This is a genomic window from Arthrobacter sp. 4R501, assembly GCF_002929755.1.
In the GTDB taxonomy this organism is placed as follows: Bacteria; Actinomycetota; Actinomycetes; order Actinomycetales; family Micrococcaceae; genus Arthrobacter.
Map to the genome: position 1 here is coordinate 21,660 of NZ_PJIW01000013.1, position 17,375 is coordinate 39,034.

Genomic DNA, 17,375 nt, shown 5'->3' on the forward strand with positions numbered 1-17,375 from the left:
ACGTAGCGTGGTTCCCATGCCCGCTACCCTCTTTCGTTCCAGCCGTGGATCCGCCCCGCCGGGGCGCCCGGCCCGCCGTCCGCTCCCGTCAGCACGACCCCGGGGCGCGGGTGGCCACAGGCTGTTGTCCTGGCTGGGCCGGAACCGGCGCCTCGTAATAGCGCTCCTGCTCTGCCTTGCTGCCGGGATCGCGGTCCATCAGCTCACTCCCCCGCCCGCCGATACGGTCTCGGTGTTGGCGGCGGCACGGGATCTCCCCGCAGGCACGGCCTTGACAGCCACGGACCTGACGGCCACGAAAATCCCGCCGGGGATGCTCACTGCCGGGTCCATGTCCGACACCGGTGACGCCGCGGGTAAGCAACTGGCAGCCCCATTGCGGAAGGGCCAACTGGTGACAGACTCCCTGCTGCTGGGTCCCGGCCTCCTGACCGGAACGCCACCGGGCTCCGCAGCCGTGCCCTTGAGGATGGCCGATCCCTCCTCCATCCAGCTCGTGTCGCCCGGGCAACTGGTCAACGTGGTGCTGACCGGGGCGAACGGCTACGACCAGCAGTCCCCCTCGGAGGTGCTCGCTTCATCCGTTCCCGTCCTGTGGACGTCAGGACAAGGAGGCAAGACGGGTCAGTGGTTGGGCACCGGCGAGACCGACGGGCTGATCGTCGTGGCAGCAGCCCCGGAGCAGGCTGCCCGGCTGGCGGGAGCCTCCACTCAGGGCAAGCTGTTTTTCGTACTGGTGGGACCCGAGGGCGGGGCCGGGTGACGCCGCTGCAGCCTGGAGGTCAGCCCCAGTGCGGCGGCTTGTTTTCCTTCAGCCATGCGTCGTGATCGTTGTCGGGGCCATCGCCCCAGCGCTTTGGGTCATCCTCCGCAGCCTTGTTGGGCAGGATGCCAGCTGTCCCAGGCAGCTGGCGCTCCGGCACAGCCGCGTTCCCGTTTCGTGCGTCGTCCGCCTGGTCGTTACCGTGTGTATCTGCCTGGTCGGCGTTCCGTGGGGTCACAACAACCGCCTCCTCACTGGCCAGGCGTCCGGCCTGGTCGTCGTTCCTGTCGTTTCCTTCGCTAGCAAGCGCGAGCGGGTCCATGTCCTCGTCAAAGAATCCGCCCGAAGCCGCGCCCCGTCCGGGCGGCAGAACATTCTCAAGGCCCAGGTAACCCGCGATCCGGTCCGCGCAGGCGGACGGGTCCGTGAAGACTTCGATGGTCCACAGCGGCATGTACCGCCAGCCCATCCGCTCCAGCAGCTGCGGACGGAGCCGGCTCCGCTCACGGACACTCATGATGCGGTATTGCTCCGTGCCATCCGATTCGATGGCCACCGGCCGCGGAATCTCGGCGTCGTCCTGCCCCATGGTGCTGAGCGGGTCTGCTGCGGCCACCACGTCAATCACGCCGTCGTACTGGTGCCAGACGCGGGCACCGCGGGCACGCAGCCGGTCACCAAGATCGGCGACGAGGGGATCGGCCCCAAGCGCCTGCTCACTGGCGGCGGCACGCGAGGCCGGAGTTCCGAGATCGGTCTTTCCCGCAATCTCACGGTTCAGGAGCTCGTAGAAGTCCACCGCGCCGTAGGACAGCCGCGTGTGATCGAGGTCTTCGGGCTGGAAACACGTCAGGACGTGGAGTGAACGCCGTGCACGTGTCATCGCCAAAGCGAATTTTTCCCGCCCGCCCTCAGCGGATAGGGGTCCGAAATTGTGCAGCGCCCGGCCGTGCGGAGTGCGGCCGAAACCGGGTGAGAAGATCACGTGGTCACGGACCAGGCCCTGCGCCCGCTCAAGGTCAACCACGCGGAACGACTCGGATCCTGCGCTGAAGAAGCTGGCCAGGCCCGGGTGGTTCGGGAGCTGAAGACGGATGGACTCACCGATCCGGGCAGCATGTCGAAGGCTGGCGGTGACCACTGCCAGCGATGTGCGCGGCCGTGTCCGGGCGTGCTCAAAGACCAGCTGCACCACCCGGTTAACTTCGGCCACTACGGATTCGACGCCTTCGTGGTCGGCACTGGGCAGTCCGGTGCCGTCGGGAAGGTACTCCACCAGCAGCGCCCTGTCCAAGCCCGTGGCGGACTGTCCCTCGGGGAGCCTGCGGAGGGCGCCGTCATAAGAGTTCTTGCTCAGCTGCAGGACCAGGTCCTCGTCAACCGCGCGGTAGACAAAATTCAGCCGCCAGACAGGCAGGATGGCAGACAGCGCCGAGAACGCGCTTTCGACGCGCTGGTGGGCCGCTTCCCCGGCGGCCAGCCGCTCAACACCCACAGTGAACGTCCGGGGGCTGGCAATCTTGGCATCACCGAAAGCAATGACCTGCCTGGCGCGGGCGATGGCGGGCAAGACGGCCTGCAGCGACGTCGCTTCGGCGTCCAGGATGACCACGGCGTCGAAGCGCTGTTCCGCCGGCAGGAGCCCGGTCATGAGGTACGGGCTGACCGACCAGACCGGCACCAGCATGGGGACCAGCTCGGCTGCCTGGGCCGTCAGCGCGGCGAGGGTAACCCGGCCGTCCTTGAGCAGGCTCCTGAGGAGTTGGGCCTGGCGCGGATGTTCCGCAAGCGCGGCACGCCACCGTTCGGACAGTTCCCAGCGCAGGCGCGCCGCGCCGCTGGCAATATGGGCGTTGTCCGCGAGCCGGTATTCGGCCTCAAGCTGCCGGAGTGCGTCCCCGTCAGACATGGCCAGGTAATCGTCCCCGCTGATCATCGCTTCCAGCGCGGACTGCCACCAGGCCAGTTCAAGCTCGGCTGCGACGGACTCTGCGGGAACCTCCCGCTCCGCAAGATCGGCGAGGAGCTCCCCCAGGCCGTGCTCGCGCATGTTTTCTACAAGCAGAGTGCGCTCGGGCAGCGTTTTCAGCGTGTGGGTGTCGGCCACGAGCCGCTCCAGCCGCTCCATGAGTTCCTCATAGCGGGCCGTGGCCAGCGAACCGCCGGCCTGCGTGTACCGGAGGGCTTCCCCCAACTGGGTCAGCTCCCGGTCCAGGGATCGGTACATCACGTTCATCTCGGCAAGGCCCGAGGGGACGGCCGGATGGCGCTGCGAGGTGGCGTAGCCTGACCAGAGGGCACGCTGGTCCTGCACCAGCACCAGCGAGCTGTGGAGATCGGTGATGTGGACGCCCGGACGGACGTACTCCTTCGCGACGCGGCGCAGGCGGGAACGTTGCATGGAGGCCATGTCGACATTCCGCTCCCGGCGCCAGGCGGAGGACGCCGTGGCGGAGATGAGATCGTTGACCGGCCTGTCGAAGATGTCCGGTGTGAACTTGTCGAGGCTTTCGCGGACAGCCATGAGGAGCTCGAGCTGCTCCCCCCACTCCGAGAAGGACGTGCCAAGCCGGATTTCGGCATGTTCGGCCACGCTGTTCATCCGGTCGCGCAGGACAGGCAGGTTCCTGGCCACTGACCGGGCGAGTTCCTGGGCCTCCTCGGTCTCCTTGCGGGTGAGCAGCCGGGCGCCGTGCCACGGGCTGGTAGTGGAGGCGCGGCTGAAGCTGCCAAGCTCGGCAGCGCGGCGAAGCCTGCCGGCCAGCTCGTTGCGGTCGCGGATGCTGTCCAGCACACTGCGCTTGAGCCGCACGGTGGTGGCGGGGGCGGGGTGGATGGAGGTCAGCTCGGCCAGTGACTGCATGGCCTGATACGGCGAGCAGCCCCAGCGCTGGCGCACGTTATGCAGGGACGCCACGTGGTCCATCAGGGCGTGCCGGTGCTCGGTGAGGGTCCGGTGGAGGTTCCCCAGCTGCGGTTCAAGTGACTTTTCGTTCCGTACGATGGCCCGCACCAGCTGGGCCTTGAGCTGCTGTGGTGTGGCTGTGCCGGAGAGCTGGAACAGGATGGATTCAAGTCCCAGCGATTCCAGTTGTGCCGATACTTCATTCAGGCTGGCCCGGCGGTCACCCACCACCAGGACCGACCGCCCAGCGTCCACCAGTGCACCGATGGTGTTGATCGCCGTCTGGGTCTGTCCCGTGCCCGGCGGGCTGCTGACCACCAGCGAGTCTCCTGCGCGGGCGGCATCAATGACGTACTGCTGGTCCGGATCGGCGTCGAGGAGGAGGAGTTCGTCGTCCGGGTGGCGCGCGTCCACGCTCGGGAAGCGGGAGGGGTCCGGCGCGGGCACATCAATGACTTCACCGCTGGCCGCCTTGGCCAGGGCGGCGACCAGCGGGTTGCCCTCGTTGATCCAGGGATCGTCCAGGTTGCCGGAGAGGTCCGCAAACGTGGACACCAGCAGATTGTGCTGGGCTTCGGCGCCATGGATGGGCCGGATGAGGGTTGCGAGCTTATCCAGGACAGGCTGGGGATCGAAGCGTGCGGTGCTGTACGCGAGGCGTGTCACGGCGTTGACGTCAAAAACAATGCCATGGATGGTCTTCAGGTGCCGGACCAGGGCCGGGTTGATGTTGGCCTGCTCGGTGAGCTGCAGTTCGTAGTCGTCCTCACCCGGGCGGACCGTGAGCGAGATTGCGGTGAGCATCACCGGCGCGGAAACCCGCTGGGGTTTGCCGCCAACAGCGGACGTCCACACAACGGTGCCTGCGGAAAGGTAACCGGCATCTATGCCACGGTCATTACCGAGTTCGAAGATTTTTGAGCGGATGTTCCGCGATGCCCGGGCCGCGACGACGTACTGCTGGTGGTCGCGGATGAGTGTGGACAACCGTGTGCGGCGGCCGGCCATGAGCTGGGCCAGACCTGACGGGTGCGCATGGGTCAGGTCAATGGAACCTTCGGGGGTCTTGGTGAAACGCAGCATGGTGTCTGCCCCGGTGACGGGTTTAAGCCCGGACAGCCATTTTCCGAGCTCCTCAGAACCCTCCGCGTGGCCTTGACCAACTGACACTACTGCCTTCTTTTCTGCGTTTGCACGTGACGCCCTGGACCATACCGGCATACTTTCGAGCGTAGCCGCAAAGGAGCCGGGATGAGAGACCGCAACACTGGATCAGGCCAAATTGCGGCGGATTTCAACGGATGACAGCAATGGCCGGCCTCCGCTGACGGAGACCGGCCACTCACACTGTTATTCCCACTCGATGGTTCCCGGCGGCTTGCTGGTCACGTCCAGCACCACCCGGTTGACGCCTTCCACCTCGTTGGTGATCCGGTTCGAAATCCGGGCCAGGAGATCGTACGGCAGGCGGGACCAGTCCGCCGTCATGGCGTCCTCGGACGAAACGGGGCGGAGCACAATCGGGTGGCCGTAGGTGCGGCCGTCACCCATGACGCCCACACTGCGGACGTCGGCCAGCAGGACCACAGGCATCTGCCACACCTCGTTGTCCAGCCCGGCCGCGGTCAGCTCGGCACGCGCGATGGCGTCCGCCTTGCGGAGCAGATCCAGCCGCTCCTGCGTGATGTCGCCGACGATGCGGATTCCCAGGCCGGGGCCGGGGAACGGCTGGCGGCCCACGATTTCCTGCGGCAGGCCCAGCTGGGCACCGACGGCGCGGACCTCGTCCTTGAACAGTGCCCGGAGCGGTTCTACCAGTTCGAACTGCAGGTCCTCAGGAAGGCCACCGACATTGTGGTGGCTCTTGATGTTCGCAGCACCTTCGCCGCCGCCGGATTCGACGACGTCCGGGTACAGCGTGCCCTGGACCAGGAACTTGATCTTCTCGCCATGGGCCGCGGCCTCGGCGATGATGGCCAGCTCGGCCTCTTCGAACGCGCGGATGAACTCGCGGCCGATGATCTTGCGCTTGGTTTCCGGATCGCTGACGCCGGCCAGGGCGGACAGGAAGCGCTCCTGCTCATTGGCTACATACAGCTTGACGCCCGTGGCAGCAACGAAGTCGCGTTCCACCTGCTCGGCTTCGCCTTCGCGCAGCAGGCCGTGGTCCACGAACACACAGGTCAGCTGGTCGCCGACGGCCCGCTGGACGAGCGCCGCTGCAACGGCGGAGTCAACGCCGCCGGAGAGCCCGCAGATAACCCGGGCGTCGCCGATCTGCTTACGGATCCGGTCCACCTGCTCCTCGAGGATGTTCCCCGTGGTCCAGTTGGGCTCCAGCTTTGCGCCCCTGAACAGGAAGTTTTCCAGCACCTGCTGGCCATAGGCCGAGTGCTTGACCTCGGGGTGCCACTGCACGCCGTAGAGGGCCTTCTCTTCGTTGGCGAAGGCAGCCACTTCCGCGCCCGCCGTCGTCGCCAGCACTTCGAAGCCTTCGGGCGCCTCGTGCACGGAGTCGCCGTGGCTCATCCAGGTGTTCTGGTGCTGCGGCATCCCCTCAAGGACAGAGCGGCCCTCTCCGAGGATGGTGGTCTGGGTGGAGCCGTACTCGCGCAGGCCGGTCTTGTCGACCTTTCCGCCCAGGGCGTTGGCCATGGCCTGGAAGCCGTAGCAGATGCCGAAGACCGGGATTCCGGCCTCAAAGAGGTCGGCGCCGACGGAGGGTGCCCCGTCCGCGTAAACACTGGAGGGGCCACCGGAAAGGATGATGGCGGCGGGGTCCTTGGCCAGGAGCTGCTCGGTGGTGAAGGTATGCGGAACCACTTCCGAATACACATTCGCTTCCCGGACGCGGCGGGCAATCAGCTGCGCGTACTGGGCACCGTAGTCAACAACCAGCACCGGCTTCTGGGAAGTCTGGGATGCAGTGGGAGTAGTCACCGTACTAGCCTACTTTGCGCGGTTGCCCCGCCGCACGTTCAGGACCGTGGGTGTGACGCAGTGAACGTCCGACGGCGGGACTCCCCCACCGCTGCAACGTTCAGTACCGCTGTGCGGCCTGCGGGTTCGCGGCCAGTTCGGCGTCCACCTCGGCGTGCAACTTCTTCTCCACCACGAAGGACAGGAACGGCACCACGCCGCCCAGGGCCAGGAGGATGAGCTTCATGAACGGCCACCGCATCAGCGTCCAGAGGCGGAAGTTGGAGATCAGGTACACCACGTACATCCAGCCGTGGACGATCAGCACGGCGACGGAGATGTTCGCGCCGCCCACCACGCCCTTGGGTTCGGCGTCGGCGAATCCCAGGCCGAACGGTTGGCCCGTGACGGCGTTGGTGCCGCCGGCAAACAGGTACTGGCCAAAGGCGTAACGTGCGATGAGTTCGGCGCAGAGCAGCAGCAGCATGGCGCCTGTGAGGTACGCCAGCACCTTGTAGAACTTCAGGGCGGAACGGATCTGCCGCTCTGTACCGCCGAAGCGGCGCTTCTTGCCCTTGCCCTGCGCAGAATCCTGCTGGACGGCCGGTTTCGGTTCGATCATGGCTTTGCCTTTTGTTGGAGCTGTGCAGAAGTTGCCGGGGTGGGCAGTGCGGGCGGAGCATCCTGGTCGTCGTCGTGTTCCTCTTCGACGTCCCGCCGGTAGTCGTCCTTGACCAGGCGCCACCAGATAAACAGGGCGAAGCCGGCGAACACCACCCATTCGAGCGAGTAGAAGAGATTGAGCCAGTTGACCTGCTGCGCGGGCGGCTGGGGGCCGATTTCCAGGGGTTTCAGGGCACCGTCAACTGCCGCGGCGGACAGGTCGGACCCGGCCGTCAGTTCGGAGGCTGCGGCCACGAATCCCGGGTACATGCTGACGTCCCAGTAGTTGATGAGTTCGGCAACCGACACGGCGGAAGCGCGTCCGCGTTCCGGTGCGGTGGACGGCAGCGGCGATTCTGACGGCAGCAGCCGTCCGGTCAGGTTCACAACGCCCGACGGCGGTGCGCCGGCGTCGTCGGGCTCCGCCACCCAGCCGCGGGCTACTGGAATCCAGGTCTGGGGTGAAGTTGCGGCGCCGGTGAGCGCGGGCGCTCCGGTCACGGCGAAGGCGGAAACCACCCAGTAGCCGTTCGCACCATTCTTCAGGCGGCCTGGCACCAGGACCTGTTTTGCGGGGTCGTAGGTTCCCTCGGCGGAGACCATCTGGTCTGACACTGAACCGGGGAAGAAGGCTCCGGGCTCAAGCGTCTCCGTCAGCATCCTGACGTCCTCGGTGGCGGGACTGACCACAACTTCGGGCTGCGTGGACCGACCGAACTGCCACTGACTGAGCAGGACAAACACCCCGGAGACGGCGATCGCGAAGACCAGGCCTGCGATCCATCGGGGCTTAAGGGCTGTTTTCCACACGTGTTAACCGTACTTCGTTCCTCTGTAGAACAACTAAACGACCAGGTGCGCGGAGGCTCCTAATGGTCGAAGAACACCAGGCTGGAGTTGATGAGCTCGGCGATGACTTCGGCATCATAGGCCCGCCGCAGCGACTCCCGGAAGGACTCCTTGGACAGGGACCGAGCCAGGGTGGCCAGAACTTCCAGGTGATCGGAAAACGAGCTTGCCGGGGTGGCGATCAGCAGAATAACCGTGGCCGGACCGTCGGCGGCACCGAAGTCCAGGGCATGGCCGTACTTGGTGATGCCCACGGCGATGGACGTCCGCGAGACGAACTCGCTGCGGGCGTGCGGGAGCCCGATCCCGCCGGGCAGGCCGGTGGCGAGCTGGTGTTCGCGGGCGTTGACGTGCTCCAGGAACCGCGGGAGGTCTGTGACCCGCCCGGCGGCGAAGAGGCGTTCTGCCAGTTGCGCCGCGGCGTCCGACTTGCCCGTTGCCTCCAACTCCAGAATCACCAAATCGGAGGTGGTGAGATCGGCATCGTACCGGTCAAGTGGTTCCGCCAAGGCGTGTCCCTTCAGTCAGGAGAATTGCTGGTGTGCGGTGCCGCCTCAGCGCAAAGGGACGATGTCCTCCACGCCCAGCCGTGCGGCGTCGGCGGATTCGTCGTCCGGCTGCTGCTGGCTCAGCCGTTCAGCTTCAACGCGTGCTATGTAGTGCTTTATTTCGCTTTCACGCTGTACATCGCTCCAGCCAAGGACTTCGCCCATCAGTTTAGCGACAACCGGCACCGCCGACACGCCACGGTCCCAGGCCTCGATGGAGATGCGGGTCCGCCGGGTCAGGACGTCGTGGACATGCCGGGCGCCCTCGTGGGTTGCGGCGTAGACGGCCTCGGCCTGCAGGTAGTCGTCAGCACCGGGCAACGGCTCCGCCAATTCAGGATTCCGGGCGATGATGTCCAGCACCTCCGGAGTCATCGACCCGTAACGGTTGAGCAGGTGCTCTACCCGGGCCACGTGCACGCCGGACTCTTCAGCGGTCCGGCTTCGGCGGTTCCAGGCCGCCTTGAAGCCGCTGGCGCCCAGCAGCGGAATGGTTTCGGTGCAGCTCGCCGGGACCCGCTCATCCATGGTGCGGGTGGCCTCGTCCACGGCGTCCTTGGCCATAACCCGGTAGGTGGTCCATTTGCCGCCGGCCACCACCACCAGGCCCGGTACGGGGTGGGCCACGATGTGTTCACGGGACAGTTTCGCCGTGGAATCGTTCTCCCCTGCCAGGAGCGGGCGCAGTCCGGCGTAGACGCCTTCAACATCCTCCCTGGTCAGCGGGCGTTTCAGGACCCGATTGACGTGCTCGAGGATGTAGTCGATGTCCTTGCTGGAGGCCGCCGGATGGGCCTTGTCGAGGTTCCAGTCGGTGTCTGTGGTGCCGATGATCCAGTGCCGGCCCCACGGAATGACGAAGAGCACGGACTTTTCCGTACGCAGGATCAGACCCACCGTGGACTGGAACCGGTCGCGGGGCACCACCAAGTGGATCCCTTTGGACGCCCGGACCTTCAGCTGCCCGCGGTCGGTGACCATGGCCTGGGTTTCATCGGTCCACACGCCGGTGGCGTTGATGACCTGCTTGGCTTTGATGTTGAATTTCGAACCGTCTTCGTGGTTGACCACTTTGGCCCCCACCACGCGCTCACCTTCACGCAGGAAGTCCACCACCGCCATCTGGTTCACCGCATGGGCGCCGTAGTGCACCGCCGTCCGGACGAGGTTTGCCACGTACTTGGCGTCATCCACCTGGCCGTCGTAGTAGCGGATGGAGCCCACAAAGGCGTCTTTTTTCAGGCTGGGGGCGGCCCTGAGGGTGCCCCGCCTGGTGAGGTGTTTGTGGAACGGCACACCGCGGCTGTGCCCGCCCGTAATGGACATGGCGTCATACAGGGCGATCCCGGCCCCCACATAGGGCCGTTCGAAGAACGGTTTGGTCAGCGGATACAGGAACGGCACCGGCCGGGCCAGGTGCGGGGCCAGGACCGAAAGAATCAGGCCACGTTCGTGCAGCGCTTCCTTAACCAGCCCAAAATCCAGCATCTCCAGATAGCGCAGGCCTCCATGGATCAGCTTGGATGACCGTGACGACGTGCCGGCCGCCCAGTCGCTGGCCTCCACGATCCCCACGGTGAGGCCGCGGGTCACGGCATCCAGCGCCGCACCGGCGCCCACGATGCCGCCGCCGACGATCAGGATGTCCAGTTCGTTGCCGGGTTCCGAGGTGGCCCTGAGCCTGGCGATCGATGCTTCCCTGGCCGCAGGCCCCAGGACCCCGCCTTCGTTTGGAACTGTGTTCACGGAACGCCTCCCTTGCCGCTGCTGCCGGTGGTAAAACCACAGTACTTCCTTGCCGCACAGTTGGGCAGGGCGGGTTCCGCGGGGAGGGATCCCGTCAGGGGTCGTCGGCCGCCCGTTAGTAAGAGGCTGTCAGTTGCCCGTGTACGGAGAAACTACGACGTCGACGCGCTGGAATTCCTTCAGGTCCGAATAGCCCGTGGTCGCCATCGAACGGCGGAGTGCGCCGATCAGGTTGGATGTGCCGTTGGTGTGGTGGCCGGGCCCGAAGAGCACCTCTTCGAGCGGTCCGACGGTGCCGACGTTGGCGCGGTCTCCGCGGGGCAGTTCGAGGTGGTGGGCCTCCTGGCCCCAGTGCCAGCCCTTGCCGGGTGCCTCTTCGGCGCGGGCGAGGGCGCTGCCCAGCATCACGGCGTCGGCGCCCATGGCAATTGCCTTGACGATGTCACCCGAGGTGCCCATGCCGCCGTCGGCAATTACATGGACGTACCGTCCGCCGGATTCATCCATGTAGTCACGGCGGGCGGCCGCGACGTCGGAGATGGCGGAGGCCATGGGCGAGTGGATCCCCAGGGCGCGCCGCGTGGTGGCGGTGGCTCCGCCGCCGAAGCCGACCAGGACGCCGGCGGCTCCGGTGCGCATCAGGTGCAGGGCGGGCGTGTAGCCGGCCGCGCCGCCCACAATCACGGGGACGTCCAGTTCGTAGATGAACTGCTTGAGGTTCAGGGGTTCGTGGTCTTTCGAGACGTGCTCGGCTGACACTGTGGTCCCGCGGATCACAAAAATGTCGACGCCGGCAGCCACCACGGTCTTGTAGTGTTCCTGGGTGCGCTGCGGGGTCAGCGAGCCGGCCACCGTCACGCCGGCGGCGCGGATCTCCGCCAGGCGGGACGTGATCAGTTCCGGCTGGATGGGGGCGCGGTAGAGCTCCTGCATCCGGCCGGTCACCGCGGGGCTGTTGACCTCGTCTTCGAGTGCGCCGATTTCGTCGAGGATGGGCTGCGGGTCCTCGTAGCGGGTCCAGAGGCCCTCAAGGTCCAGCACGCCGAGCCCGCCCAGCCGGCCCAAGGCGATGGCCGTCTCCGGGGACATGGCCGAATCCATCGGGGCTGCAATCACGGGCATGTCGAACTTGTAGGCATCGATCTGCCAGGAGACCGACACGTCCTTGGGGTCGCGGGTACGACGGTTAGGGACAATCGCAATGTCATCCAGGGAGTAGGCACGACGCCCACGCTTGCCACGGCCAATCTCGATCTCGTAAGTCACGTGACCACTTTACTTGACCACGCGGGATGGGTGGGGCGCCTCCTCTTGGGTTCATCCTGAAACTGATAGTCCACACTTTATTGACATGTTTTGTCAACCATTTACAAGTTTTGAAAATACCTTTATGTTTACTCTCGGTTACCACCTGATCCACCACGTGACCACCCATCGCTCCCCTTCATACGGGCCACACCTGTGCCCGTTCCGAGAAAGAAGCCCCCTATGGGACGTTCATCAATCAGGCGCCACCGCATCCTGGCCCTGTCGCTCGCCGCAGCAGTCGGCACCCTGGCCTTCGCCGGTTCGCCGGTCTTCGCCACCCCCGAAGACGGTGACGGCACTGCAGCACCGGCCGCTGTCCAAGGCACTGCGGTGCACGACGTTGCCGCCGGAGAGGCCTACACGAAGTTCATCGTCGAATTCAAGGAGACCACCGCGAACGCCACCCCGAACGGCCGCGCCAATGCCTGGGGCAAAGCAGCCAAGTCACAGGGCGTGAAGGTGCATGAACTCCGCACCCTGGCCACCGGCGGAACGCTGATCGAGGCGGACAGGGCCCTGTCCGGGCAGGCTGCCGAAGACTTCATGGCCGAGATTGCGGCGTCCGGATCGGTCGACTACGTGGAACCTGACGCCCGCATGACGGTGGCTCTCACGCCCAACGACCCACGCTATGGCGAGCAGTGGGATTTCACTGGCACCAACGGCATGCGGGTCCCCGGGGCTTGGGACGTTGCCACCGGCACCGGCGTGACAGTGGCCGTGATCGACACCGGAATCACGGCCCATCCGGACCTCGACGCGAATGTGCTGCCGGGCTACGACTTCGTCTCCGACGCCACGGCAGCGCGTGACGGCAACGGACGGGACGCGAATGCGCAGGACCAGGGCGACTGGTACGCCGCCGGCGAGTGCGGCCAGGCGACAGCCGGCAACAGCTCGTGGCACGGCACGCACGTTGCCGGCACCGTTGCAGCCGTGACCGGCAATGCCACCGGCGTGGCGGGCGTCGCACCCAACGCCAAAGTGGTTCCGGTACGCGTCCTGGCCAAATGCGGCGGGTCACTTTCCGACATTGCAGATGCGATTATCTGGTCGGCCGGCGGCACCGTCTCGGGCATCCCGGCCAACGCCAATCCAGCCACTGTCATCAACATGAGCCTGGGCGGGTCCGGTGCCTGCGGCAGCACGTACCAGGCAGCCATCAACTCCGCAGTTTCGCGGGGGGCCACCGTGGTGGTGGCGGCCGGCAACAGCAACCAGGATGCTTCCGGATTCCGCCCGGCCAACTGCAGCAGCGTTGTGAGCGTGGCTGCCAGCAACCCGAGCGGCAGCCTCTCCTACTACTCCAACTACGGCTCCACGGTTGACCTGACCGCACCCGGCGGCGACGTCCGCGTAGCGGGCGGCGGAATCCTCTCCACTATCAACACCGGTACCTCCACACCGGGATCCGCTGGCTACGCCAGCTACCAGGGAACGTCCATGGCAGCTCCGCACGTGGCCGGGCTGGCCGCACTCATGAAGTCCAAATCGTCCACGCTTACGCCGGCCCAGGTGGAGTCCACGCTCAAGCAGGGAACCCGGGCAATGCCGGGCGGCTGCACCACGGGCTGCGGCACAGGGCTCTCGGACGCCACCAAGACCATGGGCCTGCTGGGCGGGGCCACTCCCCCGCCGTCCGGCAACCTGCTGCTGAACCCGGGCTTCGAATCGGGCGCAGCCTCCTGGACCTCTGACCACGCCGACACGTTCGAGACCGGAACGAACGCCAGGACCGGTTCCGGCTTCGCCGGCCTCAACGGCTGGGGCCAGGCAACGTCCTACATACTCGACCAGGCGTTTGCAGTCCCGTCCACGGTGGCCACCGCGTCGCTGTCCTTCTACCTGAAAGTGCAGTCGGACGAGACCACATCCAGCGCGGCCTATGACACCCTGAGGGTTCAGGCGGTCAGCAACGGTGTGACCACCACGCTGGCCACTTACTCCAATCTCAACGAGTCCGCCGGCTATCTGCAGAAGGAGCTGGACCTCTCCGCCTACAAGGGCAAGAGCGTGACCCTGCGCTTCCTGGGTGTTGAGGACTCGTCGCTGGGGACGTACTTCTACCTCGACGACACAGCGGTGACCACCTCTTAGGCTCGGGGCCGCACGAATCCGGGACCGCCGGCCACGCCTTGCAGGCGGCCGGCGGTTCCTGCGTGGAGTGCGTGACACTAGGCCCTGCCGCCGTCAGACGCCCTCGGCCTCCTCCACCGTCAGCTGGGATTCGAACATCCTGAAGTAGCGGCCCCGCAGCGCCACCAGTTCCTTGTGGGTGCCCTGTTCCACAATCCGCCCGTCCTCGAGCATGTAGACAATGTCGGCCTTCTCAATGGTGGCAAGCCGGTGGCTGATGGCAATGATGGTGCTGCTGCGGTCCGCGAAAAGCCGGGTGAAGATCCGGTGCTCGGCCAGTGCGTCGATAGCGGACGTCGGCTCGTCCATGACCATGAAGGTGGCGTTGCGGTAGAAATTCCGGGCCATCGCGAGCCGCTGCCACTGGCCGCCGGAGAGCCCGCTCCCCTTCCGGCCGCGCGGATCCTCCATCCAGTTGCTGACGTAGTTGTCCAGGCCGTTGGGCAGCTTGTTGATGAACTCCAGCGCTTCGGCGTCGCTGGCTGCCTGGCGGATCCGTTCGTCGTCACGGGGCGGGTCCACGTCGCCAAAGCGGATGTTGTCGGCAGCTGTGGCGAATTCGTACTTGAGGAATTCCTGGCTCAGGACGGCCAGGTGGCGGTGCCAGGACTTAACGTCGACGGCGGCGAGGTCGACGCCGTCGAGCATTACCTGCCCCGAATCCGGGCGGTAGAGGCCTGCGAGGATCCGGATCAGCGTGGATTTCCCCGCCCCGTTCTCACCTACGACGGCGATGTGCTGGCCTTCGCGGATGGTCATGCTGATGCCGCGGATCACCTCGGTGTCGCCGCCCGTGTAGGTGAAGCGGATGTCCCGCAGTTCCACGGTTTTGGGAGCCTGGAGCAGCGGCGGTGAATGGTCTGCATGCACCGGCATTGCCATGAACAGCTCGTAGTCCTTGAGGTTGGCGAGATCCTCGTCGATCGAGCTGAGGGAGGACACCAGGCTGTTGGCTGTGGAAAGTGCGCGGCTGACGATCTGCTGGACATAGAGGAACTGGCCAACGGGCTGGGCGCGGGCGATGATCTGGCCCACCACCCAGATCAGGGAGATCACCTCGGCGCCGTACTGCAGGGCGTCGGCGGCGAGCTGCTTGGGGATGTAGCGCTTCTGGAAGTCCAGGCGGCGCCGCTCATCAGCATCCCGCAGCCGGGAGCGGAGGTCCATCAGGTAGCCCACGATCCCGTAGAGCCGCATTTCGGCGATGTGCTGGGGGCGGAGCAGGTTGGTTTCGATCATCCGCCGTTGCCGGCGGGAGTCCACCTGGGTGTTCCAGTGGGCGATCTGTTCGCGCGAGAGCTTGAACTGGAGGTAGACGCTGGGCACAATCGCCACCAGGACAATCACGGCGATCCACCAGCTGACCAGCAGCAGGGCCCCCACGGCCAGGATCACGGAGACCAACTGGGTGAAGATGGCCGCGATCCTGTCCAGCACGCGGGCATAGGAATCGGAAAACCGTTTGGCCCGGTCGTAGAGGTCCACGGTTTGCTTATCGTCATAGCGCCAGAACTCCAGCGCCAGGAAGCGCTCGTACATCTGGTCGCCCACGATGGCACCCACCTTGAAGCTCATGAGCTGCTGGATGTAGCGGTCCACGCTGCTGAAGCCGCCCCAGAATAGCCCGAGGGCAGCCGTGATGATGACGTACACAATGGCCTGTTGGCCTGCTGCTGAATCACCGGCGTAGGCGGCCGCCAGCGCCGTGGTGGTCAGCGCTGCGAAGTACGTGGTCACCAAAGGCAGCGTCGCGGAAATGAGCGAACCGACAACTTTCATGACGACGGCGGCCGGCGAAGCCCGGAAGCTGACCCGCAGCACCTGCGCCACGGCCCGGGCGTAGGGCCGCAGCGCCAACCGCCGCTGAGGGTCCCTTTTTGGGTTCAGTTCGGCGGGATGGCGTGGTTGGGACATTGCTCCAACCACCGAGGTTTTAGCGCGAACCGTAGTTCGGGGCCTCCACGGTCATCTGGATGTCGTGCGGGTGTGATTCCTTGAGGCCGGCCGGGGTGATGCGAACGAACTTGCCGCGGACCTTGAGCTCCGGAATGGTGGGTGCACCGGTGTAGAACATGGTCTGGCGGAGGCCGCCCACCAGCTGGTACGCCACCGAGGCGAGAGGGCCGCGGTAGGCGACGCGGCCTTCGATGCCCTCGGGGATGAGCTTGTCATCACCGGAAACATCCGCCTGGAAGTAACGGTCTTTGGAGTAGGACGTGTTCTTGCCGCGGGACTGCATGGCGCCCAGCGAGCCCATGCCGCGGTAGCTCTTGAACTGCTTGCCGTTGACGAAGATCAGCTCGCCCGGGGACTCATCGCAACCGGCCAGGAGGGAACCCAGCATGACGGTGTCGGCGCCCGCGACCAGCGCCTTGCCGATGTCGCCCGAGTACTGCAGGCCGCCGTCGGCGATCAACGGCACTCCGGCCGGGATGGCTGCCTTGGCGGACTCGTAAATGGCGGTGATCTGCGGGACGCCCACGCCGGCCACCACGCGGGTGGTGCAGATGGAGCCGGGGCCGACGCCCACCTTGATGCCGTCGGCACCGGCGTCGATCAGTGCCTGGGCGCCTTCGCGGGTGGCGGCCTGGCCGCCGATGATGTCCACGTGCGCTGCTACGGGATCGGACTTCAGGCGGCGGATCATGTCCAGCACACCCTGGGAGTGGCCGTTGGCCGTGTCAACGAACAGTGCGTCGACGCCGGCGTCCACCAGTGCCATGGCGCGCTCCCAGCCGTCACCGAAGAAGCCGATGGCGGCGCCGACGCGGAGCCGGCCCTCATCGTCCTTGGTGGCCAGTGGGTACTGTTCGGCCTTGGTGAAGTCCTTGGTGGTGATGAGGCCCTTGAGCCGGCCCTGCTCGTCAACGAGCGGAAGCTTTTCGATCTTGTTCGTGGCCAGCTTGTGGGAGGCTTCCTCACGGCTGATGCCAACATGCCCGGTGATCAGCGGCATCTTGGTCATTACGTCGCTGACCAGCCGCAGCGGGAAGTCGGCTTCGGGCACAAAGCGGGTGTCGCGGTTGGTGACAATACCGAGGAGCCGCATGCCCTCGTCCACAACGGGGAGCCCGGAGACCCGGTACTGCGAGCAGATCTCATCGAGTTCCGCGAGCGTGGCCTCAGGGCCGATGGTCAGCGGGTTGGTGATCATCCCGGATTCGCTGCGCTTTACGCGGTCCACCTGGTCCGCCTGGTCCTGGATGGACAGGTTTCGGTGGATGACACCCAGGCCGCCCTGGCGTGCCATGGCAATCGCCATCCGGGATTCGGTGACCGTGTCCATGGCGGCGGACAGCAGCGGTGTGTGAACGGTGATCCGCTTGGAAATCCGCGAAGACGTGTCAGCCTCGGACGGGATGACGTCCGTGTGGCCCGGAAGGAGCAGGACGTCGTCGTAGGTCAGGCCGATGAAGCCGAAAGGATTGTGCTCGGGCTGGGTCATGAGTGCGCCTCTTACCTTGGTTACGGGTTCACGGGTAGGGGTTGCAGCTAATGACCAGCCCGTCATTACGGGACTGGTCCGTGCAGGGCCTTA

General features: G+C 65.9%; 11 protein-coding genes. 2 read left to right on the forward strand and 9 right to left on the reverse strand.

From position 1 onward, the window contains the following. The first annotated feature begins 16 nt into the window (after positions 1–16). Positions 17–763 (forward strand): Flp pilus assembly protein CpaB, encoded by a 747-nt coding sequence (gene cpaB / locus CXR02_RS13960; protein ID WP_104062555.1) that lies wholly within the window; start codon positions 17–19, stop codon positions 761–763. A gap of 19 nt (positions 764–782) precedes the next feature. Here cpaB and CXR02_RS13965 read toward each other — a convergent pair whose 3' ends face one another. The 7 genes from CXR02_RS13965 to CXR02_RS13995 form a co-directional block, all read right to left on the reverse strand. Then, positions 783–4,889, reverse strand: coding sequence for an AAA family ATPase (locus CXR02_RS13965; protein ID WP_104062556.1), 4,107 nt, complete (start codon positions 4,887–4,889; stop codon positions 783–785). Positions 4,890–5,018: 129 nt separating this feature from the next. Next, positions 5,019–6,608 carry a glutamine-hydrolyzing GMP synthase gene (gene guaA, locus CXR02_RS13970; protein ID WP_104062557.1) on the reverse strand — a complete coding sequence of 530 codons (1,590 nt, stop codon included), beginning with the start codon at positions 6,606–6,608 and terminating at the stop codon, positions 5,019–5,021. A 100-nt stretch (positions 6,609–6,708) separates the two neighbouring features. Further along, on the reverse strand, positions 6,709–7,209 hold the full coding sequence (locus CXR02_RS13975) for a DUF3817 domain-containing protein (protein ID WP_104062558.1): 501 nt from the start codon (positions 7,207–7,209) through the stop codon (positions 6,709–6,711). Further along, the gene (locus tag CXR02_RS13980) at positions 7,206–8,060 is read right to left on the reverse strand and encodes an SURF1 family protein (protein ID WP_104062559.1); all 855 of its coding nucleotides are present in this window, start codon (positions 8,058–8,060) and stop codon (positions 7,206–7,208) included. The genes CXR02_RS13975 and CXR02_RS13980 overlap by 4 nt, the downstream gene beginning before the upstream one ends. A gap of 59 nt (positions 8,061–8,119) precedes the next feature. Then, positions 8,120–8,608, reverse strand: a complete 489-nt coding sequence (locus CXR02_RS13985; protein WP_104062560.1) for a PTS sugar transporter subunit IIA — start codon at positions 8,606–8,608, stop codon at positions 8,120–8,122. A gap of 45 nt (positions 8,609–8,653) precedes the next feature. Further along, a complete protein-coding gene (locus tag CXR02_RS13990; protein WP_104062561.1) occupies positions 8,654–10,393 on the reverse strand; it encodes a glycerol-3-phosphate dehydrogenase/oxidase in 1,740 nt (579 codons plus the stop codon). Positions 10,394–10,522: 129 nt separating this feature from the next. After that, positions 10,523–11,659, reverse strand: a complete 1,137-nt coding sequence (locus tag CXR02_RS13995; protein WP_104062562.1) for a GuaB3 family IMP dehydrogenase-related protein — start codon at positions 11,657–11,659, stop codon at positions 10,523–10,525. Positions 11,660–11,881: 222 nt separating this feature from the next. Between CXR02_RS13995 and CXR02_RS14000 the strand changes: the two genes are divergently transcribed. Continuing rightward, positions 11,882–13,798 (forward strand): S8 family peptidase, encoded by a 1,917-nt coding sequence (locus CXR02_RS14000; protein ID WP_104062563.1) that lies wholly within the window; start codon positions 11,882–11,884, stop codon positions 13,796–13,798. 93 nt (positions 13,799–13,891) lie between these two features. Here CXR02_RS14000 and CXR02_RS14005 read toward each other — a convergent pair whose 3' ends face one another. Next, entirely contained in the window at positions 13,892–15,751 is a 1,860-nt protein-coding gene (locus tag CXR02_RS14005) for an ABC transporter ATP-binding protein (RefSeq protein WP_104062564.1), read from the reverse strand. Between the two features lie 19 nt (positions 15,752–15,770). Then, on the reverse strand, positions 15,771–17,282 hold the full coding sequence (gene guaB / locus CXR02_RS14010) for an IMP dehydrogenase (RefSeq protein WP_104062565.1): 1,512 nt from the start codon (positions 17,280–17,282) through the stop codon (positions 15,771–15,773). Positions 17,283–17,375: the final 93 nt, after the last annotated feature.